The organism is Isoptericola maris, from assembly GCF_048065335.1.
GTDB classification, from domain to species: Bacteria; Actinomycetota; Actinomycetes; order Actinomycetales; family Cellulomonadaceae; genus Isoptericola; species Isoptericola rhizosphaerae.
This window is the reverse complement of the sequence record NZ_JBLUNY010000003.1, coordinates 1-22,034: the sequence shown is the minus strand read 5'-3', so window position 1 is coordinate 22,034 and position 22,034 is coordinate 1. Positions and strand designations below refer to the sequence as shown.

Below are 22,034 nucleotides of genomic sequence, written 5' to 3'. Positions count from 1 at the left end.
AGGGGCGGCGGCCCGTCAGCTCGTGGCGGCCTCGGCGTCGGCCTGCGCGGCCTCGAGCGCCTCCTGCGGCGTCGCCGCACCGGACAGCGCGTTCTGCACGGCGGTCCACAGCGCCTCGGAGATCAGCGGGTAGTCGTTCCCGAGACCGTCGCTGGTGCGGCCCTTGGCGCTCTGCACGGCCTCGACCCAGGGCTCGAGGTCCGGGTTCTCGGCCAGCAGCTGCTCCTGGCCCTCGGCGGTCGGCGGGACGTAGTACGCGAACGTGGTCGCCGTCTCGACGAAGCCCTCCGGCGTCGTCATGCACTCGACGATCTGGCGGGTCACGTCGTAGCGCGCGGCGTCCTCCTGGACGGGCGCGACGATGAACTCGCCGCCGGTCGGGGCGGGGGCCACGCCGCCATGCTTGCCCGGGAGCTGGACGAGACCGGTCTCGAACTCGGCCTCGGCCGCGCTGTTGACCTGCCAGGTGCCGTTCTCGGCGAAGGCGAAGTCACCGGTGAGGAACTCCTCCCACACCGTGTTCTGCGAGTTGTTGATGACGGTGTTGGGCGCGTAGCCCTCGTCGAGCCAGCCCTTCCACAGCTCGAGGGCCTCGACGGCCTCCGGCGAGGACAGGTCGGTCAGGTCGGCACCGGAGCCCCAGAACCACGGCAGGAACTGGAAGGAGCCCTCCTCGGTGCCGATCCCCGCGAAGGTGATGCCCTTGTGCCCGGCGTCGGTGACCTGCGCGAGCGCGGCGGTCAGGGAGTCCCAGTCTGTGATCGAGGCCGGGTCGACGCCGGCGTCGGAGAGCACGTCGGCGTTGTAGTAGAGCGAGAGCGTGTTGGCGCCGATGGGGATGCCGTACGCCTCGCCGTCGACGACGCCCGCGTCCAGGAGGTTCTGGTCGATCGCGGAGGTGTCCAGGCCGAACTCGTCGACCGTGGTCAGCATGCCGGTGTCGGCGAGGGTGGACACGGCCGGGTTGTCGATGAGGATGACGTCGGGCGACGTGCCCTCCTGCGCCGAGAGCAGCGCCTGGTTGGTCAGCGCCGTCGTGTCGTACGCGGTGCGCTCGATGGTGACGCCGGCGTCCTCGCCGCACGCCTGGACGCGGGCCTCCCAGTCGGACGAGCCATCGTGCTGGGGGTACGGGTCCCACCAGGTGTAGGTGCCGCCGGCGGCGTCCCCGGACGCTCCGTCCGAGCTGGCGCCGTCGGACGACGAGCAGGCGCCGAGGATGCCGACGACGGCGAGGGCGGTGGTGGCGGCAAGGGTGGTGCGGGTGCGCCGATGGTGCTGCATGGCTGTTCCTCCTTGAACGGCGGCCGGTCCGACGTCGTCGGCGGCCGGTGGGTGCTTCGTGCTTGTACGGCGAATAGCGTCGAACCGGTTCGACGGTGCACAGCGAGAACCGGTCGTGCAGGTGGTGCGGAATCAGTCCCCTCGCGGGGGTGCGGTGCTCCCCCGGTCGACCAGCTCGGGCGAGACGAACCGGACCACGTGCGGCTCGTCGGGACCCGCCTGCCCCTCGATGCGCCGCACCAGCTCGCGCACGGCCATGCGGCCGAGCCGGTCGGGTGCGCTCTCGATCGAGGAGTACGGCAGGGAGAACGTACGGGCGAACTCGTCCGAGTAGCGCCCGACGACGGACAGGTCGGCCGGCGCGGTCAGCCGGCGATCGTGCAGCACGGTCGGCAGCGCTGCCGCGGCGGCCTCGTTGTTGACGAGCAGTCCCGTCGCGCCGGGGTAGGCGTCCAGCAGACGGTGCAGGTCGCGCCCCACCTCCGGCTGGTGCGACGAGCCGAACTCTGCGTGCAGGGTGATCCCCCGCGTGCGGGCCGCCTCGATCGCCGCGTTCTGCAGGCGCCACACGTAGGCGCCACCCCGCTCGACGACGTGCTCGGGCTGCGAGACGAGCAGCAGCTCGCGGTGCCCGAGGCGGTGCAGATGGTCCACCATCAGGCGGCCGGCGTCCTCGAAGTCGAGGTCGAACACGTCCACGCCGGTGCAGTCCGCCGGCAGCCCGACGAGCGCGCCCGGCTGGGGTGCCTCGCGCAGGATCGGCAGGCGGTCGTCGTGCTCGGCGACGTTGAGCAGGACGATCCCGTCGACCATCCGCGAGTCCGTCATCCGCCGCAGCGCGTTGCGCCCGTCGGCCTCGGTGGACAGCAGGATGTCGTAGCCGAGCTCGCGGGCCGTGTTGGAGACACCCAGCATGTACTGCAGCATCGCCGGGGCGAACTCGTCCTCGAGGAACTGCGCGAGCAGCCCGATGACGCGGGTCTGGGAGGTGGCGAGGGCCCGGGCGCCGGCGTTCGGCGTGTAGCCGAGCTCGCGGACGGCGGTCTCGACGCGACGGCGGACGTCGGCGGAGATGGTGCGCTTGCCCGACAGCGCGTACGACGCCGTGCTGCGCGAGACTCCCGCGACCCTGGCGACGTCCCCGATGGTGGCCACCGTGCCTCCTCGTTGTCGACCTCTTCGTTGCGAACCGGTTCGACACTAGCGCGCGTGGCGTCGGTGACGCAAGAGGCATTCCTTGGCGGGTTTTCGTGGGTGTCGGAGTGATGCTATCGAACCGATTCGCTACCCGTATCCGTTTCCTCGGCCACGACGCCTCGCCGGCCTGTGACGCCCGGAGCATGTCGGTCCCGTCCGTCAGGCTGTGGGCATGACCCAGGAGACGACGCCGACCCCCGGCGCCCGCTGCTTCGGTGACGGGGACCCGCTGTACGCCGAGTACCACGACACCGAGTGGGGCCACCCCGTGCACGGCGAGGCCGAGCTGTTGGAGCGGGTCGCCCTCGAGGGGTTCCAGTCCGGCCTGTCGTGGCTGACGATCCTGCGCAAGCGCGACGCGTTCCGCGAGGTCTTCGGCGGGTTCGACCCCGAGCACGTGGCGGCGATGACGGCCGACGACGTCGAACGGCTCCTGGGCGACGCCCGCATCGTGCGCAACCGCGCCAAGATCGAGGCCACCGTCGCGAACGGCCGCGCCGTCCTGGCGCTGCACGAGTCCGGACGGACCCTCGACGAGCTGTTCTGGTCGTTCGCCCCCGCACCGCGCGCGACCCGGATCGCCACGTGGCAGGACGTCCCGGCCACCACGGACGAGTCGAAGGCGCTGGCCAAGGCGCTCAAGAAGGAGGGCTTCCGGTTCTTCGGCCCGACGACGGCGTACGCGGCCATGCAGGCCTGCGGGCTGGTCGACGACCACCTCGCCACGTGCCCGGTGGTCACCGCCGAGGGCGCGCCCGGCCGCTGAGCGGTGCCGTGTGCCCGGCCGAGGCTCAGAGCTCGGCCTCGTCGCGCGCGTCGTAGGCGTCGCGCGCGCGTTCGACGGCGGGCAGGTGCGCCGACGCCCACTCCAGGACGACGTCGACGGGCTGGCGCAGCGTCTTGCCGAGCGGCGTGATCGAGTACCGGACCGCGACCGGGCGCGTGGAGACGATCTCGCGTTCCACCACGCCGTTGCGCTCGAGCCGGCGAAGGGTGGCGGTCAGCGACTTCTGCGTCACCGCGGGGATGGCTCGACGCAGCTCGTTGAAGCGGCAGGGACGTTCGCAGAGCTCGTCGAGCACTCCGAGGGACCACTTGTCGAGCACCTGGTCGAGGAGCTCTCGGTGGGGGGCGTCGATGCGGAGCGCGCCGTCGGTATCCATGACGAAACCTCGTCTCGTTGAAGTGCCTTCCCGTGCCTAGATATCCTACCGATACCTGCTTCGACAAGGAGAGACGACCATGACTGTTCAGCACTTCACGCCGGAGGGCATGCTGCAGCCCACCCCCTACCACCACGTGGCCGTCGGCACGGGCACGACCCACGTGCACGTCAGCGGCCAGGTCTCCCGCCAGGCTGACGGGACCCCGGTCGCACCGGGCGACCTGGCCGGTCAGGTCGCCCGGTCCTTGCAGAACACGGGCCTCGGCCTGACGGCCGCCGGAGCGTCGTTCGCCGACGTGCTGCGTCTGACGTTCTACGTGACCGGGTGGACGCCGGAGAAGATCGGCGACCTCATGGCCGGGATCGAGGCGGTCGCCGAGGAGATCGGCCTCCCGCTCCCCATGCCGCCGGCCAGCCTGATCGGTGTCGACTACCTCTTCGAGCCGGACGTCCTCGTCGAGGTCGAGGCGACCGCGCTGCTCGACTGACCCGTCGGGCCGTGCCGACCGTCGTCGGCGGCCGGCGAGGGCCGCACCGCGACGGCCGCTGCGAGCAACGTGCCGAGCCCGGAGGGGCGGGTGTGCGCCGGCCACCCGAGGACCGTCGTCACGGGCGGCGCGTCCGTCACGGGGATCGCGGCGTGCTCCGGCCACTGCCACGCCCGGCTCGACGCGGGGATGACCAGGAGGGTGCGCCCCAGTGCGACGAGCTGTGCGAGCTGGGACTGCGATCGCACCTCCGGTCCGGGGCCGTCGGGGTACGTGCCGTCCAGTCGCGGCCATCGCGCCATCGGCAGGTCAGGGACGCGTGCGACGTCGGACATCGTCACCTCGGCCCGGGCGGCCAGCGGGTGCGCGGCGGGAACGATCGCCACCTGTCCCTCCGTCAGCAGATCCTGCGTCTCGAACCCGGCGAGATCGTCGACGGGGCGGTGCATCAGCGCGACGTCGGCCGCACCGCGGCGCAGGACGCCGGCCTGCTCCCCCACCTCGCACAGCATGACCTCGACCGGTACGGCGCCGTCCCTGCTCGCGTGCGCGTCGAGCAGGGACTGCAGCAGCTCGTGGGAGGCGCCGGCCTTGGTCACCAAGGTGATCACCCGCGACGGGTCGGCGGCGCGACGGGTACGCCGCTCGGCCGCCTCGACGGCGGCGAGCGCCCGCCCGGCCTCCCGGTGCAGCACCTCCCCGACGGCGGTGAGCGCGACGCCCCGTCGGTCGCGGTCGAAGAGCTGCGCGCCGAGCCGCCGTTCGAGCTGCCGGATCGCCCGCGACAGCGGCGGCTGCGCGATGCCGAGCCGCTCGGCCGCGCGCCCGAAGTGCAGCTCGTCGGCCACCGCCGTGAAATAGCGCAGCTCGCGCGTCTCGAGGGTGTCCACGGTGTCCGAGCCTACGCAGTTCATACCTGTGAGGTATCACAGGCGACCCGATCGATCTTGGACGGACCGGGCCCGCACGCCCGAGCATCGTTCCCATGGAACAGCAGAAGATCGCCCTCGTCACCGGCGCCAACAAGGGAATCGGGTACGCCATCGCCCATGGTCTGGGCCAGGAAGGCTTTCGGGTCGCCGTCGGCGCCCGCGACGACGCACGACGGGACGCGGCCGTCCAGAAGCTGCGCGCGGACGGTGTGGACGCGTTCGGCGTCGCGCTCGACGTCACCTCCGACGAGAGCGTCGCCGCGGCGGCGCGGGCCGTCGCGTCCGAAGCGGGGCGGCTCGACGTCCTCGTCAACAACGCCGGGATCTCCGGCAGCCTCGCCGACGGCGCCCAGGACCCGACGACCCTCGACCTCGACGTCGTGCGTACCGTGCTGGACACGAACGCGTTCGGGGCGGTGCGCGTGACCAACGCGATGCTGCCGCTGCTCGAGGGCGCCGACTCGCCTCGGATCGTGAACATGTCCAGCGACATGGGCTCGCTGGAGCTGCACACCGGCCCTCTCCTGGCCGCCTATGCGGCGTCCAAGACGATGCTCAACGCGCTCACGGTCCACTACGCGCGCCGGCTGGCCGACACGAACGTCATCGTGAACTCCGCGTGCCCAGGCTACGTCGCGACCGACTTCACCGGGCACGACGGCCCGCGCACTCCCGACCAGGGCGCCGCGGTCGCGATCCGGCTGGCCACGCTGCCCGACGACGGTCCCCGCGGCGGGTTCTTCAACGAGGCCGGACCGCTCCCCTGGTAACCGTTCGTGTTGTGGGCGCGATTTCTGGGACTGAAGATGGCCTCAAGCAGACAAATCGGGCCAGAAATCGCGCCCACAACACGGAGGGTGGGTCGGTCGGTCGGGTCAGTCGAGGCCGCTGTAGGAGTGCTTGCCGTTGAAGATCAGGTTCACGCCGGTGAAGTTGAACAGCACGCACGCGTAGCCGATCAGCACCAGGTAGGCCGCGCGGCGGCCGGACCAGCCTCGCGTCGTCCGCGCATGGAGGTAGGCGGCGTACACGACCCAGACGACGAAGCTCCAGACCTCCTTCGGGTCCCAGCCCCAGTAGCGCCCCCAGGCGTGCTCCGCCCAGATCGCGCCGCCGATCAGCGTGAACGTCCACAGGACGAACGCCACGGCGTTGAGGCGGAAGCTGAGTATCTCGAGCTGAGCGGGTACGGGCATCCCGTCCAGCCAGCGCCAGGACCGGCCGCTGAGCGCGACCGCGCCGTTCTCCCGGCTGTCCCGCAGGAGCTGGAGGACCGAGACGACGAAGCTGACGGTGAAGATGCCCGTCGCGATGATCGCGACCCCGACGTGCAGGACGAGCCAGTAGGACTGCAGCGCCGGCTGGGTTGCCGTCGCCGGGACGAAGACGACCTGGGCCAGCGCCAGGAAGAGCACGCAGAGCCCGACGACGAACGAGCCCAGGAACCGTACCTCGGCCCGTCGCGCGACCAGCACGAACGTCGCGAGCGTGATGAAGGCCCCGACGATCGTGAACTCGTACATGTTCGCCCAGGGGGCCCGCCCGGCAGCGATGCCACGCGCGACGATCGCCACCAGCAGGAGCACCGTGCCGAGCACGGTCACCGACATCCCCATCGCGGCGAACCGGCGGTTCTGGGGAGCGTGCGGTCCGCCGTCCACGCCGTCCACGCCGTCAGCGCCGTCGGCTCGGCCGTCGCCCTCCGTGGTGAGCGGGACCCGGGCCGGTGCCCGACGGGGCACGTCGGCCAACCGGGCGAGGTCGACGGCGAACATGATCAGCCCGATCGTCAGCGCGGTCGCCGCGGACCACACCAGGAGCTGGCTGAGCTCGGTGCCGGTCATGCTCACCAGAACACGGCCAGGGCGACGTTCACGAGCGAGAGGCCGCCGACAGCGTGCGCGAGTCCCACCGGGACCGTCTGGTCACGCTTGATCTTCGAACGGCCGATCCACGCCGCGACCAGGACAGCGACCAGCACGACGAGCTTGACGCCGATCTTCATGTGGTTGACGTCGCCGTCCGCCGACTCTGCCAGGCCCACGAGAGCGACACCGCTGGCGAGCTGCACCCAGCCGCCGACGAACTGCGACATGGTCACCGTCGGAGTCCGGAACCGCGCGAACCATCCACCCACCAGGGCAGCGGCGCCGAGGATGTGGACGAACAGGGCAAGCATCACCATCAGATCCATGGCCGTCACACTAGCCGACGCGGCGTCGGCAACATTCACGCGGCGGCTGTGATCTTCGCCCGTCGGCGCACCCGGCCCGGGACGTGGCGTCGCCGCCGGACGCCGCGGTCGTCAGGCTCGGTCAGGAGCCGAGCACGCCCGGGACCGTCGTGAGACGGCGCGCCAGCTCGTCGCCGTCCGCACCCGAGACGGTCGGCACCGCGGCCCGTGCACCCGAGCCCTCGAGGTCCGATCGCTCCGGGCCGGCCGCTGCCCCGCCGTCGGGCAGGTTGCCCGCGAGGACCTGCTCGGTGGGGCGGAGCCGGCGGATGGCCACGGCCGCCACCTGGTCGGGGCGGCGGTCGACGGCGCGCGCGTAGATGCCGGCGTCGTGCTGACCGTCGTCCCCCACGAGCAGCCAGCGCACGTGGGGGAACCAGGACATGAGCAGCTCGATGCTGGCGTTCTTGTGCGCCTGCCCGCTGCGGAACCAGCCGGTCATGGTGGGCCCCCAGTCGGTGAGCAGCAACGGACCCGGCGGGTAGGCGTTGCGCGCGAGGAAGGCCCGCAGCGTCGCCGCGGTGTTCCACGCGCCCGTCGAGAGGTAGACGAACGGCGCCTCCGGGTGGGCCTGCCGCAGCCGCCGGTAGAACGCGGGCATGCCCGGCACGGCGCGCCGCTTGCTGGAGTGGCGCACGAACGTGTTCCACGCCGCGAGCAGCGGGCGCGGCACCGAGGTGACCATCGTCGTGTCGTCGATGTCGCTGATCACGCCGAACCGCGTCTCCGGGCCGATGATCAGCAACGGCGCGTCCGCGGTGTCCTCCTCCGGCGGGACCGTCGGCTCCGTCGCGCGCTCCGCCGCCGTCGCGGCCCCCGCGTCGCTCAGCCGGGCCCGCTGCCAGCCCGGCGGCAGCGGCGGGTCGGCCGGCACGTCCACCTGGACGTCGACGTAGCCGGCCCGGTCGCTCTGCACGACCTGTCGGGCGCCGCCGACCTGGACCAGGACCCTGCGGTGCGGGGCCGGCACCGTCAGGAAGTGCCGGAAGCCGCGGCGCCCCGCGCGGTGGGCGTTGTCCGCCGCGACCCGGCCCGGCGGGGTCAGCAGCACCCTCGCGAGCACCCGCACCCGGCGCGGCGAACCGTAGCCGGAATACGTCTCCATCCGCGGCCGCCAGCCGACGCGGCGCAGCAGCCAGCCCGCCGCCTCGTAGAAGCGGTCCTCGACCACCGCGGCCAGGTGCGGCCGCTGCGACGGGTGCGGGGTCACGGTCATCATGCGGTCATCATCCGATCACTGAGCGCCCGAAGGCGCCGATGATCAGCGACGAGTCTCCACCAGAAGCCTTCCACGCCGCTATCAGACCAGGTAGCGAGCCTGTGCGCACGGTGCGACGATCGCGGGCATGGATCTCTCCGTGCTCACCAGACCCTCGCCGCGCACGTCCGTGCCCCGCACGCTGGCACGGGTCGCGCTCGGCCTGGCGCTCGCCGGTGCGGGGATCTCGCACCTCACCGTCGCGCGCGAGGAGTTCCAGGCGCAGGTGCCGAGCTGGTTCCCCGTCGACGACGACGTCACGGTGCTGGCGTCCGGAGTCGTGGAGATCGCCATCGGCGGTTCCCTCGTGGTGCTGTCGCGGTGGAAGGTGGCCGTCGGTCTGGTCGCCGCCGGGTTCTTCGTGGCGATCTTCCCCGGCAACGTCGCCCAGTGGCTCGAGGGCACGGACGGGTTCGGCCTCGACACCGACGCCAAGCGCCTGGCCCGGCTGCCGTTCCAGGCGGTGCTCGTCGCCCTGGCGCTGTGGTCGACGGGAGCGTGGTCGGCGCTGCGGACCGCCCGTCGCACCGACCGGTCCGGCAGGTGAGCGACGCGCTGCGTGCCTAGCATGCTGCGATGAGCATGGACCTGCCGGACGGCGAGCACCAGACCCCCGCCGGCGTCTCGGACGCGACCGTCGAGGCGCTCGGCATGCTGAGCGAGGCGTTGGAGACCGTCGAGCGCGCCCGCGGCCACCTGTACACGTTCCACCAGCTCACCGGGGAGGCCGACCTGGCCCTCGGGGACGCGGTGGACAAGCTGCGCGAGGCCGGCCACGAGGACGTCGCCCGCCGGATCTCCGAGGACCTCGTCGGCCGCAACGTGATCGCCGGCCGCTGGACCTTCCAGATCGTCGAGGACTACGACGACGGCTACTGGCACGCGTTCCGCGCCCACGAGCGGGACGCCCGTGAGGAGCTCGCCGACGGCGTCCGGCACCTGGCGGAAGCGCGGATGAAGCAGGAGCGCCGCACCCACGCACGTCCCGGCCACGAGGTGGGGCCGGGCGACGTCGACCGCTAGCGCTCAGGCGCCGGGCCGCCGTCGACGGTTGCGGAACCACCGCCACCCGGCGACGACGAACGGGAGATAACGCAGGATCCGTGCCATCCCCTCACTCTTGGACGGAGCCGCTCGCCTCGCCACTCGGCCCGCCGTGCGGGGCCAGCCGCTCCACGAACGGTGCGACGAGCTCCTCGACGCTCGTCCAGACCTGCCCCAGCGGCACACCTGACTCGATCATCCGCGACCCGGAGTGCACGACGGCGTTGATGAGCTCGGCGCACCGCGTGACGTCGTGGACGCCGAGCGTCTCCAGCGTGTCGGCCAGCGGTTGCAGGAGCTCGTCGTGCATCACGCGGGTGCCTTCCTCGACGGCGCCGGAGGGGCCCACGCTCGCGAGCGCCGTCGCGAGCGCGTGCTCTCCCTCGGCCACGAGCTGGAGGTTGGCGCGCATGTAGGCGAGGACGCGCGCCGGCTCGTCGGGCGCCTCGTCCATCGCGCGTGCGACCGTCGCCGACCACCGGGGGAAGACGTCCTGGACCATGGCCTGCAGCAGGTCCTCGGCGGAGCGGAAGTACTGGTAGACGCTGGGCCGGGCGAGCCCTGCCCGCTCGGCGAGCGCCGCGAACGTCGGGGGACGGCCGGTCTCGGCCAGGAGGGACCTGGCGGCGTCGAGCAGCGCACGTTGCTGTGCCGAACGGTGCAAGGCGACCGTGGGAGCGCTGATCCGCGGCACGACTCTCCTTCTGACGGGCTCTCGGGCCCTGACCGGGCCCGAGAGCGTGAGCTCAAGCGCTGAGTCTCCCATCTTCCATCTCGACGATGCGGTCGCGGTGCTCGAGCACGTCACGGTCGTGGGTCACCATGACGGTCGCCACGCCGTGCTCGTGCGTCTCGGCGGCGAGCAGCAGCGAGGGGGCGGTGACCAGTGCGCGGGCGATGCCCACGCGCTGCCGTTCGCCTCCCGACAGCTCGTGCGGCCGTCAGGGCGGGGATCAGGTTGCCCGACTGGAAGACGAACCCGATCTGCTCGCGCCGCAGCGCCGCCTGCCGGCTCGCCTTGAGCACGCCCACGTCGACGCCGCCCACGTGGACGCCGCCCGTCGTCGGCTGGATGAGTGCTCCCGCCACGGCCAGCAGGCTCGACTTGCCGGAACCGGAGGGGCCGAGGACGGCCAGGAGCTCGCCCTGCGGGACGGTGAGGCTCACGCCGTCCAGCGCGGTGACGGTCGAGTCGCCGTCGCCCAGCTCCAGGGAGACGTGGTCGAGGACGAGGCCGTCCGCGTGGCGTGCTGCGGAGTTCGAGAGCTGTTCGGCGGCGTGCGTCATCGTTGTCCTCCGAGTGCGGTCAGGGGGTCGACGCGGGCGATGCGGCCGACGGAGACGGCGGCGCCGAGGAGTCCGAGACCGACCATGAGTCCGGCAGCGGCGGCCAGCGGCCCGGCCTCGAGCGAGAACGGCATCGGCGTCGAGGTCAGGAGTGCGCCGAACCCGACACCTACGCCGATGCCGACGGCGGTGGAGACGACGAGGACGACGGCGGCCTGACCGATGGCGTCCCGGACGAGGAAGGCGGTCGAGGCACCCATGGCGCGGGCGACGGCGATCTCGTGCTTGCGCTGGATGGTCCACACGGTGAAGAACGCGCCGACGACGAGCGCCGAGATCGCGTACAGGAACGCCTGGATGAGCTCGAGCGTGAGCGTCTCGGCGGAGTACCCGGGCGAACCGTCGAAGGACTCCTCGAGGCTCACGGTCGTGGTGGCGGCGACCTCGTCCCCGGCCGCGGCGTCGATGTCCGTCCCGGAGGCGGCGGTGAGCGCGATCGCCGTGGCCTCGTCGTAGATCTCGGGCCGCGCCTCGGTCCCCTCGGGGACTCCGGCGTGGAAGTCGCCGAGAGGAGGTCGAGCAGCTCGCCGAGGTCATCGACGCGACGGTCTCGTCGCCGACCTGACCGAGGTGTGGGCCGCCGTCGGCACGGCCCCACCGGCGGGGACACGGCCGCAGCAGCGGACGGGTCAGGAGACGGCGAGCGGGTACGTCACCGCACCGTCCGGGCCCACCGACGGCGTCGCGCCCCAGCGCCCCAGCTCGTGCGGCTGCGGCTTCGCGCCGTTCATGAGGTGGACGACCTGCCAGCCGCGCGCCGCCAACGTGTTGGCGACGAGCAGCCGGTGGCACCGCCAGGGCATCGGCTCGCCGCACATGACGGCCACGTGGCGGTCCTGCGCCAGCCCGGTCAGGCGCGCGAGGCCCGCCTCGTACTCCGGGGTGAGCGTGTGGTCGGCATAGTTCTTGAAGCTGACGTTCTGCCATCCGGCGTTCAGCTCCGGGTCGACGTCGCGCTGCTTCGGCCGACGCCCGGCGAGCTCGGTGAGGTGCTCGTAGCCGATGCCGGCGTCCGCGAGCCACGTGGTCATCTCGTCGGCGTCGAACTGCGGGCTGCGCCGCGACCCGGGCATCCGGCGCACGTCGGCGAGCAGCTCGATGCCCGCCGAGGCGAGCGTGTCGAGCACGACCTCCCGCGGGCAGGTCCAGTGCCCGATCGTCCAGATCTCCCCCGTCACGTCCACCGATGGCCTCCTCCCGCCGCGGCCACCTCATCGTAGGTCGGTCCTGCGGCCGAGCGCCGCTCAGCCCCGGCCGCACGCTCCGCAGGTGCCCCGACGGCGCAGCCAGTACGCGTAGGTCGCCGCCCCGAGCGCGGCCGACCACAGCGGCCACAGCAACGCCGGCCCGACGGCGCCCCACGTCCCGGCGTCCAGCCCGAGCATCCCCTCGGAGAACCCGAGGGCGATCATGGAGACGCCGGCGGGCAGCACGGCCACGGCCACGAGGGTCGCGGGCACGACGGCGAGACCCACCGGGACCCGCTTGCCGGCGAGACCGAGCATCCAGCGCGGGAAGACGTCTCCCCAGCGCTGGTACAGCCCGAGCGTGAGCACCGCACCGAGCAGCGCGAACGTACCGAGACCGATGGGGCCGATGAGGTCGAGCCCGCGCATCGACTCGACGGAGTCGCGGGAGAAACCCAGAGGGATGCCGAGCGCCCACGCGATGCGGGTGAGGCCGTAGAAGGCGGGGATCGCCGCGGCCACGAGCGCCGCGACCCGGCCCCAGCGCGCGGCCGCGGCCGGCGTCGTCCAGGCCGGGTCGGCGCCGTCGTGCCGTCGGCCGCACCGGTCGCACGCGGCGAGGCCGCGCCTGGTGGAGCGCACCGCGGCGACCGTGAGGAGCACCGCCCCGCACAGCACCACGACCTGGAACAGGAAGTCGGGTGCCACGTAGTGGTCGAGCGAGGCCCGCACCTCGGCGCTGAAGAGCGACATCACCAGGACGGCAGGCAGGTAGCCGACCCCGGCCAGGACGGTGGCGTCCACGAGCAGGACGGCGGCCAGCAGCACCGCGACGGTGCCGCCGACGGCAGCGCGGCGCGGGCCGTTCGCGGTGGAGCGTCCCCAGCGCAGCCACGCCGCGAGCGCCGCACCGACGGCGGCGAGGACGGTGACGCCGGTGGCCAGCGTCGCGACAGGCACGTCGCGGAGCAGGCCGTGGTTGATCGCCTCGGGCGTCACCACGGCGGAGCCCACCGCTCCCCGGTAGACGAGCGCCAGGACGAGTCCGGCCACCCACCAGAGGACGGCGAGGTTCTCGAGGCGGCGGGACGTGCGGGGGCGGGACGGCCGGCCGCGCGGCGCCCGGCCGGTCGGTGGTGACGACTGCTGCGAAGCTTCGTGTGTGGTCATGTCTCGAGCCTCGTGACCCGCGCCCACGAACGGATCCCCCGCCGCGACCAGCACGCTCCCCCGTGCGGGGGAACCTCAGCCCGCCCGCACGAACCCCGACGTGTAGGCGCGCACCACGGCCTGGGTCCGGTCGCGAACCCCGAGCTTGCCCAGCACGTTGCCCACGTGGGTGCGCACCGTCTCGACGCCGAGGTACAGCTCGCCGGCGATCTCGGCGTTCGACATCCCGTCGGCCATGAGCCGCAGCACCTCACCCTCCCGTTCGGTGAGCCGCGCGGACACCAGGGCGTCGCCCGACGGCGGACGCCCGGCAGCGAGGCGGCGCACCGCGTCCGGGAACAGCAGCGAATCCCCCTGCGCGACCGTCCGGACCGCCTGGGCGATCTCCTCCGGGCGGGCCCGCTTGAGGAGGAACCCCTGGGCACCGGCCTGCAGGGCGTCGAGCACGTGGTCGTCGTTCTCGAACGTCGTCAGCACGACCACGCGCGGCACCGGCCCGCCGGCACGGTCGACGACGGCACGGGTCGCGGCGATGCCGTCCACGCGCGGCATGCGCACGTCCATGAGCACGACGTCGGGCCGGGTGTCGGTGACGAGCTGCGGGACCCCGGCGCCGTCCTCCGCCTCGCCGACCACCGCGATGTCGGGCTCGGCGTCGAGCACCACGCGCAGCCCGGCGCGCACGAGCGGCTCGTCGTCGACGATGGCGACGCGGACGTCCTCGGTCACGGCACCGATCCTGCCGCACCGGTGCCCGCGGTGCCGAACCGCGCACGCACGACCCACCGGTCCGGCTCCTGGCCGCCGTGACGGGGTCCGGCCTCCAGGGTGCCGCCGAGCAGCCCCACCCGTTCGGCCATGCCCGCCGTCCCGCGGCCGGTGCGTGGGGTGCCCGACGGCGGCCCCCCGGCCAGCGGGTTCGTCACCTCGATCTCGACCCCGCCGTCGTCGGCCGTCACCCGCACGGCCACCGGGGTACCGGGCGCGTGCCGCAGCGCGTTCGTGACCGACTCCTGCACGATCCGGTACGCCTCGCGCGACACGGCCTGCGGCACGTCGGGCTCCGGCGACGTGCCGGCCGTGCCCGACGACGGCGGCAGGCCGTCCAGCGCGACGTCGGCCCCTGTGCGCCGCACGTCCTCGACGAGGCGCGGGACGTCGGCGAGGGTGCGGACCGGCGGTGCGGGCGCCGTCGGCGACCCGTCGCCCGCAGGACGGCCCGCGGCACCACCGGGTCCCGGGTCGCGCAGCAGCCCCAGCACGTGGTCGAGATCGGCCATCGCGGCGCGGCCGGTCGCCTCGATCGCGGCGAGCGACTGCCGCGCGGCGTCGTCGTCGGACCCGATCTGCCGTGCGGCGGCCGCGGCCTGCAGAGTGGTGACGGTCAGGGCGTGCCCGACCGAGTCGTGCAGCTCGCGCGCCAGCCGGTTCCGTTCGACGGCGCGCCGGGCGGTCGCCTCGAGCTCGGCGATCCGCTCGGACTGGTCCGGACCGAGCAGCGGCAGCGCCGCCTGCCGCAGCACCACCCGGACGAGGGCCGCCGCGTACGGGAGCGCGAGCAGCAGCACCAGGGCCGCCGCCAGGGACAGCAGTCCGCCGCCGAAGCCTCCGACCTCGTGGAACACCCCGATCACGACGTCCTGGTCGAGGCCGAGCCCGACCAGCACGAGCTGCGTCGCCAGCGGCACCACGAGCAGCAGCGCGAGGGTCGCCGCGGCACCGGCCGCCAGGTGGAGGCCGTACCACGCCGCCGCGCGCCACCGTGTCGCGGCGAGCAGCCTGCCGCCGTCGGACCGTGGGACCGGAACCTCCACCCCGAGGAACGTCCGCACCGCCAGGATCTCGAGCGTGCGCACCGCCCCCAGGAACGGCGGCACCAGCACGATCGCCGCCGTCACGCCGACGAGCACCGCCAGGGCCACCCGCGAGATCTCCGGCGCGGCGAACATCTGCGCGAACCCGGTCACGAGCACGCCGTACGCGCCGGCCACGACGCCGCCGAGCACCAGGTACACCCCGGTCTGCAGCGTCGACACCGACGTCAACGGGCGCAGCGCACGGCGCCACCCACCGCGCGATCCGGGTGCAGGGTCCATGCCGGTCAGTCTGGCAACGAGCGCGCGGCGGCGCCTCCCCCGCGCAGGGGAGCTGTCACCGCCGGCGGGTCACCACAGGACCAGGAGGATGGCCACGATCGTGAGGTCGGCCAGCACGTGAGCGACCCACGGCAGGAGCAGGCCGTGCGAGACCCGGCGCAGCACACTGAGGACGAGACCGTAGCCACCCGCGAGGAACACACCCCACCACCCGCTCGGGAAGCCGTACCAGTGGGAGGCACCGAACATCGCGGCGGCGAGCACGACCGCGACGGCGCCGCGCAGGTCGTGACCCAACGCCCGCTGCGCCACCCCGTTGTAGGCGCACTCCTCGGCCGCGGCGTTGACGAAGGCGAACGTCAGCGCCCCGAGCACCAGCACCCAGACGCCCTGGCCGTCGAGGATGTCTCGGTAGACCTCCTGTCCGGTGCCGACCTCGTCCGCCGCCCACGACCAGACCACGAGGGCCAGCGCCGCGACCGGGACGATCGCGACGGTCAGCCACACCCCCGGCCGGTTCACCGTCCCGGCCCGGAACCAGTCGGTCACCAGGGCGAGCCGGCGCCACCGGCTCACCAGGACGTAGAGCACGACGGCGAGGACGAGCGGCACCGGCCACAGGGCCACGCCCGCCGCACCCGCGACGCCGACGGCTTCGAGAGCCGCACCCGCGCCACGGAGCACCCCGGTGACCGCCACGAGACAGAGGGCCAGGGCCGCCACGCTCCCCGACCCCGACGGCGCTCCGCCGCGCGTCGCAGCACCGGCCGTCACCAGCACTAGCGCCGCCGCCGCGATCAGCGGCCCGGCCACCGGGTGCCCACCCACGACGACGGCCGCGACGAGGCACGCGGCGGCGAGCAGCGCCGGCACCACGGCACGCCGGTCCGGTGCCGCCGCGCCCTCTCCCACGCCGGTCCCCGCCACCTGCTCCATCCCCGAGCCCTTCTACGCCGCGAGCTCCTGGCCGCTCAGCTGGTGGATCGACGTCATGACCTGGTCGGTCAGCTCGCGGCGGGCCTGGGCGGGCCGCAGCGTGGCGGTGATCTGGCGGTTCGGGTCGATCGGCACGCCGAAGTCGACGCGGATGCCGCGGACGGGCCGGGGCAGGCGCCGTCCGACCGGCTGGACCTTGTCGGTGCCGTGCATCGCGACCGGCACCACGGGCGCCCCGCCCGCGAACGCGAGCCAGGCCACACCGGTGCGCCCCCGCTGCAGCCGCCCGTCGCGCGAGCGGGTGCCCTCCGGGTAGATGCCGAACGCTCCCCCGCGCTCGAGCACGTCCAGCGCGTCCTGGAGCGAGCGCTGGCCGGCGCGCGGGTCGTCCCGGTCGACGGGGATGTGGCCCATCGTGGTGAAGAACCAGCGCGAGAGGCGACCCTTGAGCCCGCGGCCCGTCCAGTACTCCGCCTTGGCGATGAACGTGACGTGCCGCGGAACCACGAGCGGCAGGATGATCGAGTCGATCACCGACAGGTGGTTGCTCGCGATGATGACCGGCCCGCGGCGGGGGACGTTGTGCAGCCCGGTGACCTGGGGACGCAGGAACACGTACACCAGGAGCGAGCACACGAGCTTGAGGATGCGGTACGTCACCGGCTCATCATCCCTCAGCCGAGGGTGACGAGGTAGTCCTCGGCCTCGTCGTCCCAGGCGAGCCGGACGGCGTCGGCGGCCGCGGCAGCCTTGCAGAACTGGAGGAACCCGCCGTAGCCGAGGGCCTTCTCCGAGAAGTCGGGGCGACGCTTGCGCACGTGGTTCTTCAGGCCGGAGAGGGCCGCGGTGCCGCCCGCGTCCTGCACGACGGCGCGCAGCAGGTCGAACGCCTTGGCGCTGTCCGGCTGCTCCGGGAGCTCGACCACCGGGTCGCCCGACGACGGTCCGTCGCTCAGGACGATGACGTCCCGGTCGGCGAGGTAGCGCAGGAACTCCCCAAAGGTGCGGAAGCCGTAGTCGGACTCGCTGAACGTCGGCTCCTTGCGCACCAGCGTGCGCTTCAGCTGCGACGCCGTCACCGAGCCGGAGGCCGAGCCCTGCAGGCCGGCGAGGGTCTGGGCGACCTTGACCTCCATGGTGGGCGGCTCGCCGGTGGGGGCGTCGTCGTCCTCGTCGGTGGCCGGTTCGGGCGCTCGGTCGGGCACGTCGACCGGTTCGGGCAGCGTGATCTCGGGCTTCTTGCGCCGGGTCCTGCCGCCTGACGCCGCGGTGGCCGGGGCCTCCTCGGCGGGCGGCAGCTCCTCGGCGACGGCCGCGGCCTTGGCCCGGCCGCCGGTGGCGCGCGAGCTGCCCGAGCGGCCGGAGCCGGAGCGCCGCGCGGGGCTCTTCTTCTGGGGTGCCTCGGACTCGTCGGGGACCTCGACGCCCTCGAGCCGGTCGTAGAAGAGGAACTCGTCGCAGGCGGAGGGCAGCAGGCGGGAGGTGGACTTCTCGACCCCGACGCCGATGACGCGCTTGTCGAGCTCGCGCAGCTTGTGCACGAGCGGGGAGAAGTCCGAGTCGCCTGTACACATGACGAACGTCGAGATGTACTCACGCTCGAAGGCCATCTCGATGGCGTCGACGACCATCTTGATGTCGGCGGCGTTCTTCCGCGACGCGCCCATGCGCTGCGGCATCTCGATGAGCTCGACCTGATGACGGGTCAGCATCCGGCGGTCCTCGTCGAAGTACGACCAGTCCGCGTACGCGCGCCGCGTCACCACCCGGCCCCGCACGGCGAGGGCGTCGGCGATCGGCTGGAAGTCGAACTGCATCCCGCCCAGGTGCTCCCGGGCGCCGAGCGCGAGGTTCTCGTAGTCGAGGAAGACGGCAAGGCGCTCTTCGGTGTCCATGCCCGCCAGCCTACGGCGCCACCAGCCGAACCGGTGCATCTCATCATACGGTCGCGGTTGTCCGCAGGGTGAACCATGCGTACAGTCGAGCCCGAAGCCATCCAGAGCGGCCGAGAGTCCTGGCTCGACGACGCCGCAGCAACCCGTTCTCCGACGGAAGCCTCCCGAGGACGAAGGTGCTCAACGCCAGGCCTGATGGAGTGACGCATGGTCGCAGAGGCACCCCCGCACGTCCCGGCACACCGGCACCGCCCGACGGTGAGCTTCGAGCTCATGCCGCCCCGCCGGCCCGACGCCGCCCCCCGGTTCTGGGAGACGGCGCGCCGACTGGTCGCGGCGAACCCCGACTTCGTGTCGGTGACCTACGGCGCCGGCGGCGGCGACCGCGCCACCGCCCGGCACGTCGTGGCGACCCTGCTGGGCGGCACCCCCGTGCTGCCCATCGCCCACCTGACCTGCGTCGGAGCCTCCCGCGAGGACGTCTCCACCGTCATCGACGAGTTCCTCGAGGCCGGTGTCCGCTCGTTCCTCGCGCTGCGCGGCGACCCGCCGAAGGACCAGCCCGACTGGCGCCCGCCGGCCGACGGCGTGCACTCCTCGATCGAGCTGGTCGCACTGCTGCGCGAGGTCGAGGCCCGGCGCTGCGCCGTCGACCCGGCCGCCGCCGTCCGCGGCGCCGCTCGGCCGCTGACCGTCGCGGTGGCGACCTTTCCGGACGGCAACCGCCAGGCGGGCACCACCCGCACGCAGGAGGTGCAGCGCCTGCTGGAGAAGCAGCAGGCCGGAGCCTCGTTCGCCATCACCCAGCTCTTCTACGCCGCGGACAGCTACACCGACTTCGTCGCCGAGGCCCGTGCGGCCGGCGTGACGATCCCGATCCTCGCCGGGCTGATGCCCACGACCGAGCCGCGCCGGCTCCGTCGTGTCGAGGAGCTCACCGGCGTCCCCGCGCCCCAGCACCTGCTGGACGCGCTGGACGCCCTGCCGGACCCGGAGGCGCAGCACGCCTACGGGACCGCGTACTCCGTCGAGCTCGCCCAGCGCATGCTCGACGCGGGCGCACCCGGCCTGCACGTGTACACGTTCAACAAGTACCGACCCGCTCTGGACCTGCTCGAGGGTGTTCACCTCGGCGGTCGGACGCCGCACGGCGTCCCTGACCTGGCCAGAAGGCCGCTGGTACCGGGCATCCCGACCGTGGCTCCCGCCGTCTGACGCCTTGCCGAACATCGAGGTCCCGCCCGCAATGCGCGGTCATTGCGGTCGCGACCTCGACGCTCGGCGACGTCGCGACACGGAAGCACCGACACCTGGAGTGCTCATGACCACACCGACCGAACCCCACCGCCCCACCACCGCGTTCCCCGGCGGCACGATCCTCGGCTATCCCCGCATCGGCCGCCGCCGCGAGCTCAAGCGCGCCGTCGAGTCCTTCTGGGCCGGGCGCGCCGACGCCGTCGACCTCGAGGTCGCGGCCGGCGCGCTGCGCCGCGACACCCTGCGACGCCTCGTCTCGCTCGGGCTGGACCCCGAGGACGGCTCCGTCCCCGGCTCCTTCTCGTTCTACGACCAGGTGCTCGACGTCGTGGCGCTGCTCGGTGCCGTCCCGACCCGGTTCCGGGACCTGATCGACGGCGACGACGGATCGCTCGACCTGGACGGCTACTTCACCGTGGCCCGGGGCCGCGGCGACGACGCGCCGCTCGAGATGACCAAGTGGTTCGACACGAACTACCACTACCTGGTCCCCGAGATCAGCGAGACGACGCCGATCTCCTTCGCGGACCACCGCATCGTCCGTGAGTTCGCCGAGGCCAAGGAGGCGGGCGTCACCACCCGGCCGGTCCTCGTCGGGCCGGTCACCTTCCTCGCGCTGTCCAAGGCCGCCGACGACGCGGGCGAGGGCTTCCACCCCCTCGACCGGCTCGACGACGTGGTCGCCGCGTACGCCGAGCTGCTCCGGGCGCTGGCCGCCGTCGGCGTGCCGTGGGTGCAGCTCGACGAGCCCGTCCTCGTCTCGGACACGGTCGACGCTACCGCCCAGCGGGTCGATGCCGCGATCACCTCCGCGTACCGCGCGATGGCGACCGACCTCGCCGCCCGGTCCGACGACGACGGTCTCGACGCCGAGGCGGAGCGCCCGGCCATCCTCGTGGCCGCCCCGTTCGGCGGGCTCGCGACCGGCACGTCCGGCGAAGCGGCCGACGGCGGCGCTCGCGACGGCCTGGCGCTGCTCGCCGCGACCGACGTGGACGCCATCGCGATCGACCTGGTCAAGGGCTCCGTCCCCACGGGCCACGGGCCGCACGGGACCGTCCCCGGCCTGGAGACGAAGACCCTCGTGGCGGGCGTCGTCGACGGGCACAACGTGTGGCGCGCCGACCTCGCCGCCCGGTTCGACCGGCTCGCCGCGCTGCGCCCGCTGGGCGCCGGCGCCCTGACCGTCGGCACCTCGACGTCGCTGCTGCACGTGCCGCACGACGTGGAGGACGAGTCGTGGGAGGGGCCGGCCGCCGAGCGCGCGGGTCGCTCCCCCGAGCTGCGCCGCTGGCTCGCGTTCGCCGACCAGAAGGTCCGGGAGGTCACGACGCTGGCCCGCGCCGTCACCGACGGCCCGGACTCGGTGCGCGCCGAGCTCGACGCGGCGAGCGCGGCGCTGGCCGAGCGGGCGACCGCACCGGGCGTCGTCGTCCCCACGGTCCGCGAGCGCCTGGGCGCGCTCGTCGAGGGCGACTTCGCCCGCGGCGCGCACGCCGAGCGGGTCGCCGCCCAGCGTGAGCGGCTCGGGCTGCCGCCGCTGCCCACCACGACGATCGGCTCGTTCCCGCAGACGGCCGAGATCCGCAAGGCGCGGTCGGCGTGGGCCCAGGGCGAGCTCGACGACGAGGCGTACACCGCCGCGATGCGCGCGGAGATCGCCCGGGTGGTCGCGCTCCAGGAGGAGATCGGCCTCGACGTGCTGGTGCACGGCGAGCCGGAGCGCAACGACATGGTGCAGTACTTCGCCGAGCTGCTGGACGGGTTCGCGACGACGGACCTGGGCTGGGTGCAGTCCTACGGGTCGCGCTGCGTGCGGCCGCCGATCCTGTGGGGCGACGTGACCCGCCCGGCCCCGATGACGGTCGGGTGGACCCGGTATGCCGCGTCGCTCACCGAGAAGCCCGTCAAGGGCATGCTGACGGGGCCGGTGACGATCCTCGCGTGGTCGTTCGTGCGCGACGACCAGCCGCTGGCGGACACCGCGAACCAGGTGGCGCTGGCCCTGCGCGACGAGGTGCGCGACCTCGAGGACGCCGGCACCGCCGTCGTGCAGGTGGACGAACCCGCCCTGCGCGAGCTGCTGCCGCTGCGCCGCGCCGACCAGCCGGAGTACCTGCGCTGGTCCGTCGGGGCGTTCCGGCTGGCGACGGCGGGAGCGGAGGCCTCCACCCAGGTGCACACGCACCTGTGCTACTCGGAGTTCGGCGAGGTCATCGGCGCGATCGACGGGCTGGACGCGGACGTGACGTCCATCGAGGCGGCACGCTCGCGCATGGAGGTCGTGCCGGAGCTGCATGCCGCCGGGTACTCGCGGGGCGTCGGGCCGGGCGTCTACGACATCCACTCGCCCCGGGTCCCGTCCGTGGACGAGGTCACCGAGCTGCTGCGGCTCGCGGTGGGCTCGATCGACCCGGACGTGGTGTGGGTGAACCCGGACTGCGGGCTCAAGACCCGCGGGTACGCCGAGGTGGAGCCGTCGCTGCGCCACCTGGTCGCGGCGGCGCAGACGGTGCGCGCCGGCCTCTGAGCGGCGCGGTCGTGG

23 protein-coding genes, 1 pseudogene and 1 riboswitch are annotated in these 22,034 nt (G+C 73.3%); of the genes and pseudogenes, 7 read left to right on the top strand and 17 right to left on the bottom strand.

What is annotated here, in order from left to right; genetic code table 11:
* Nucleotides 1-15: 15 nt before the first annotated feature.
* Together ACH5HR_RS06765 and ACH5HR_RS06760 are read right to left on the bottom strand one after the other, a co-directional pair.
* Nucleotides 16-1,284 carry a sugar ABC transporter substrate-binding protein gene (locus ACH5HR_RS06765; protein ID WP_416476949.1) on the bottom strand — a complete coding sequence of 423 codons (1,269 nt, stop codon included), beginning with the start codon at nt 1,282-1,284 and terminating at the stop codon, nt 16-18.
* Between the two features lie 132 nt (nt 1,285-1,416).
* Complete coding sequence (locus ACH5HR_RS06760) at nt 1,417-2,439, bottom strand: LacI family DNA-binding transcriptional regulator (RefSeq protein ID WP_402374739.1); 1,023 nt, start codon at nt 2,437-2,439, stop codon at nt 1,417-1,419.
* A 214-nt stretch (nt 2,440-2,653) separates the two neighbouring features.
* On the opposite strand from ACH5HR_RS06760, the gene ACH5HR_RS06755 reads away from it, so the two are divergent.
* Nucleotides 2,654-3,247, top strand: coding sequence for a DNA-3-methyladenine glycosylase I (locus ACH5HR_RS06755; protein ID WP_416476947.1), 594 nt, complete (start codon nt 2,654-2,656; stop codon nt 3,245-3,247).
* Nucleotides 3,248-3,272: 25 nt separating this feature from the next.
* Here ACH5HR_RS06755 and ACH5HR_RS06750 read toward each other — a convergent pair whose 3' ends face one another.
* A complete protein-coding gene (locus ACH5HR_RS06750; protein WP_402374743.1) occupies nt 3,273-3,644 on the bottom strand; it encodes a winged helix-turn-helix transcriptional regulator in 372 nt (123 codons plus the stop codon).
* Nucleotides 3,645-3,723: 79 nt separating this feature from the next.
* Between ACH5HR_RS06750 and ACH5HR_RS06745 the strand changes: the two genes are divergently transcribed.
* Nucleotides 3,724-4,134, top strand: a complete 411-nt coding sequence (locus tag ACH5HR_RS06745; RefSeq protein WP_402374745.1) for a RidA family protein — start codon at nt 3,724-3,726, stop codon at nt 4,132-4,134.
* Here the strand turns inward: ACH5HR_RS06745 and ACH5HR_RS06740 are convergent.
* A complete protein-coding gene (locus tag ACH5HR_RS06740; protein ID WP_416476944.1) occupies nt 4,077-5,024 on the bottom strand; it encodes a LysR family transcriptional regulator in 948 nt (315 codons plus the stop codon). The two genes, ACH5HR_RS06745 and ACH5HR_RS06740, sit on opposite strands and share 58 nt — an antisense overlap.
* Before the next feature lie 95 nt (nt 5,025-5,119).
* Here ACH5HR_RS06740 and ACH5HR_RS06735 point away from each other — a divergent pair, with 95 nt between their 5' ends.
* The gene (locus ACH5HR_RS06735; protein ID WP_416476942.1) at nt 5,120-5,836 is read left to right on the top strand and encodes an SDR family NAD(P)-dependent oxidoreductase; all 717 of its coding nucleotides are present in this window, start codon (nt 5,120-5,122) and stop codon (nt 5,834-5,836) included.
* Between the two features lie 105 nt (nt 5,837-5,941).
* On the opposite strand, the gene ccsB is transcribed toward ACH5HR_RS06735, so the two are convergent.
* The 3 genes from ccsB to ACH5HR_RS06720 all read right to left on the bottom strand — a co-directional run bounded on the left by ccsB (nt 5,942) and on the right by ACH5HR_RS06720 (nt 8,518).
* A complete protein-coding gene (gene ccsB / locus ACH5HR_RS06730) occupies nt 5,942-6,910 on the bottom strand; it encodes a c-type cytochrome biogenesis protein CcsB (RefSeq protein WP_416476940.1) in 969 nt (322 codons plus the stop codon).
* A 2-nt stretch (nt 6,911-6,912) separates the two neighbouring features.
* On the bottom strand, nt 6,913-7,260 hold the full coding sequence (locus tag ACH5HR_RS06725) for a hypothetical protein (protein WP_402374753.1): 348 nt from the start codon (nt 7,258-7,260) through the stop codon (nt 6,913-6,915).
* A 121-nt stretch (nt 7,261-7,381) separates the two neighbouring features.
* A complete protein-coding gene (locus tag ACH5HR_RS06720) occupies nt 7,382-8,518 on the bottom strand; it encodes an App1 family protein phosphatidate phosphatase (protein ID WP_416476937.1) in 1,137 nt (378 codons plus the stop codon).
* Nucleotides 8,519-8,645: 127 nt separating this feature from the next.
* Here ACH5HR_RS06720 and ACH5HR_RS06715 point away from each other — a divergent pair, with 127 nt between their 5' ends.
* Together ACH5HR_RS06715 and ACH5HR_RS06710 are read left to right on the top strand one after the other, a co-directional pair.
* Nucleotides 8,646-9,104, top strand: a complete 459-nt coding sequence (locus ACH5HR_RS06715) for a DoxX family protein (protein ID WP_402374757.1) — start codon at nt 8,646-8,648, stop codon at nt 9,102-9,104.
* A gap of 29 nt (nt 9,105-9,133) precedes the next feature.
* The gene (locus ACH5HR_RS06710; protein ID WP_402374759.1) at nt 9,134-9,580 is read left to right on the top strand and encodes a hypothetical protein; all 447 of its coding nucleotides are present in this window, start codon (nt 9,134-9,136) and stop codon (nt 9,578-9,580) included.
* A 91-nt stretch (nt 9,581-9,671) separates the two neighbouring features.
* Here the strand turns inward: ACH5HR_RS06710 and ACH5HR_RS06705 are convergent, their stop codons facing one another.
* The 10 genes and pseudogenes from ACH5HR_RS06705 to ACH5HR_RS06660 all read right to left on the bottom strand — a co-directional run bounded on the left by ACH5HR_RS06705 (nt 9,672) and on the right by ACH5HR_RS06660 (nt 18,232).
* On the bottom strand, nt 9,672-10,295 hold the full coding sequence (locus tag ACH5HR_RS06705; RefSeq protein ID WP_416476935.1) for a TetR/AcrR family transcriptional regulator: 624 nt from the start codon (nt 10,293-10,295) through the stop codon (nt 9,672-9,674).
* Nucleotides 10,296-10,347: 52 nt separating this feature from the next.
* Nucleotides 10,348-10,888 (bottom strand): annotated as a pseudogene (locus tag ACH5HR_RS06700) (ABC transporter ATP-binding protein).
* Nucleotides 10,885-11,313 (bottom strand): FtsX-like permease family protein, encoded by a 429-nt coding sequence (locus tag ACH5HR_RS06695; RefSeq protein WP_416476933.1) that lies wholly within the window; start codon nt 11,311-11,313, stop codon nt 10,885-10,887. The pseudogene ACH5HR_RS06700 and the gene ACH5HR_RS06695 overlap by 4 nt, the downstream one beginning before the upstream one ends.
* Nucleotides 11,314-11,577: 264 nt before the next feature.
* The gene (locus ACH5HR_RS06690) at nt 11,578-12,132 is read right to left on the bottom strand and encodes a DUF488 domain-containing protein (protein WP_416476931.1); all 555 of its coding nucleotides are present in this window, start codon (nt 12,130-12,132) and stop codon (nt 11,578-11,580) included.
* A 60-nt stretch (nt 12,133-12,192) separates the two neighbouring features.
* Nucleotides 12,193-13,305 (bottom strand): hypothetical protein, encoded by a 1,113-nt coding sequence (locus tag ACH5HR_RS06685; protein ID WP_416476930.1) that lies wholly within the window; start codon nt 13,303-13,305, stop codon nt 12,193-12,195.
* Nucleotides 13,306-13,380: 75 nt separating this feature from the next.
* The gene (locus ACH5HR_RS06680; protein WP_416476928.1) at nt 13,381-14,034 is read right to left on the bottom strand and encodes a response regulator; all 654 of its coding nucleotides are present in this window, start codon (nt 14,032-14,034) and stop codon (nt 13,381-13,383) included.
* On the bottom strand, nt 14,031-15,401 hold the full coding sequence (locus ACH5HR_RS06675; RefSeq protein WP_416476926.1) for a sensor histidine kinase: 1,371 nt from the start codon (nt 15,399-15,401) through the stop codon (nt 14,031-14,033). The genes ACH5HR_RS06680 and ACH5HR_RS06675 overlap by 4 nt, the downstream gene beginning before the upstream one ends.
* A 69-nt stretch (nt 15,402-15,470) precedes the next feature.
* Nucleotides 15,471-16,337 carry a CPBP family intramembrane glutamic endopeptidase gene (locus tag ACH5HR_RS06670; protein ID WP_402374774.1) on the bottom strand — a complete coding sequence of 289 codons (867 nt, stop codon included), beginning with the start codon at nt 16,335-16,337 and terminating at the stop codon, nt 15,471-15,473.
* Nucleotides 16,338-16,349: 12 nt separating this feature from the next.
* Nucleotides 16,350-16,997, bottom strand: a complete 648-nt coding sequence (locus ACH5HR_RS06665; protein WP_416476923.1) for a lysophospholipid acyltransferase family protein — start codon at nt 16,995-16,997, stop codon at nt 16,350-16,352.
* Nucleotides 16,998-17,011: 14 nt separating this feature from the next.
* The gene (locus ACH5HR_RS06660; RefSeq protein ID WP_416476921.1) at nt 17,012-18,232 is read right to left on the bottom strand and encodes an NYN domain-containing protein; all 1,221 of its coding nucleotides are present in this window, start codon (nt 18,230-18,232) and stop codon (nt 17,012-17,014) included.
* A gap of 94 nt (nt 18,233-18,326) precedes the next feature.
* Nucleotides 18,327-18,434: riboswitch (SAM riboswitch) on the top strand.
* A gap of 5 nt (nt 18,435-18,439) precedes the next feature.
* Here ACH5HR_RS06660 and ACH5HR_RS06655 point away from each other — a divergent pair.
* Both ACH5HR_RS06655 and metE read left to right on the top strand, forming a co-directional pair.
* Nucleotides 18,440-19,447, top strand: coding sequence for a methylenetetrahydrofolate reductase (locus tag ACH5HR_RS06655; RefSeq protein ID WP_416476919.1), 1,008 nt, complete (start codon nt 18,440-18,442; stop codon nt 19,445-19,447).
* Nucleotides 19,448-19,553: 106 nt separating this feature from the next.
* On the top strand, nt 19,554-22,019 hold the full coding sequence (gene metE / locus ACH5HR_RS06650) for a 5-methyltetrahydropteroyltriglutamate--homocysteine S-methyltransferase (RefSeq protein ID WP_416476917.1): 2,466 nt from the start codon (nt 19,554-19,556) through the stop codon (nt 22,017-22,019).
* The last annotated feature ends 15 nt before the right edge of the window (nt 22,020-22,034 follow it).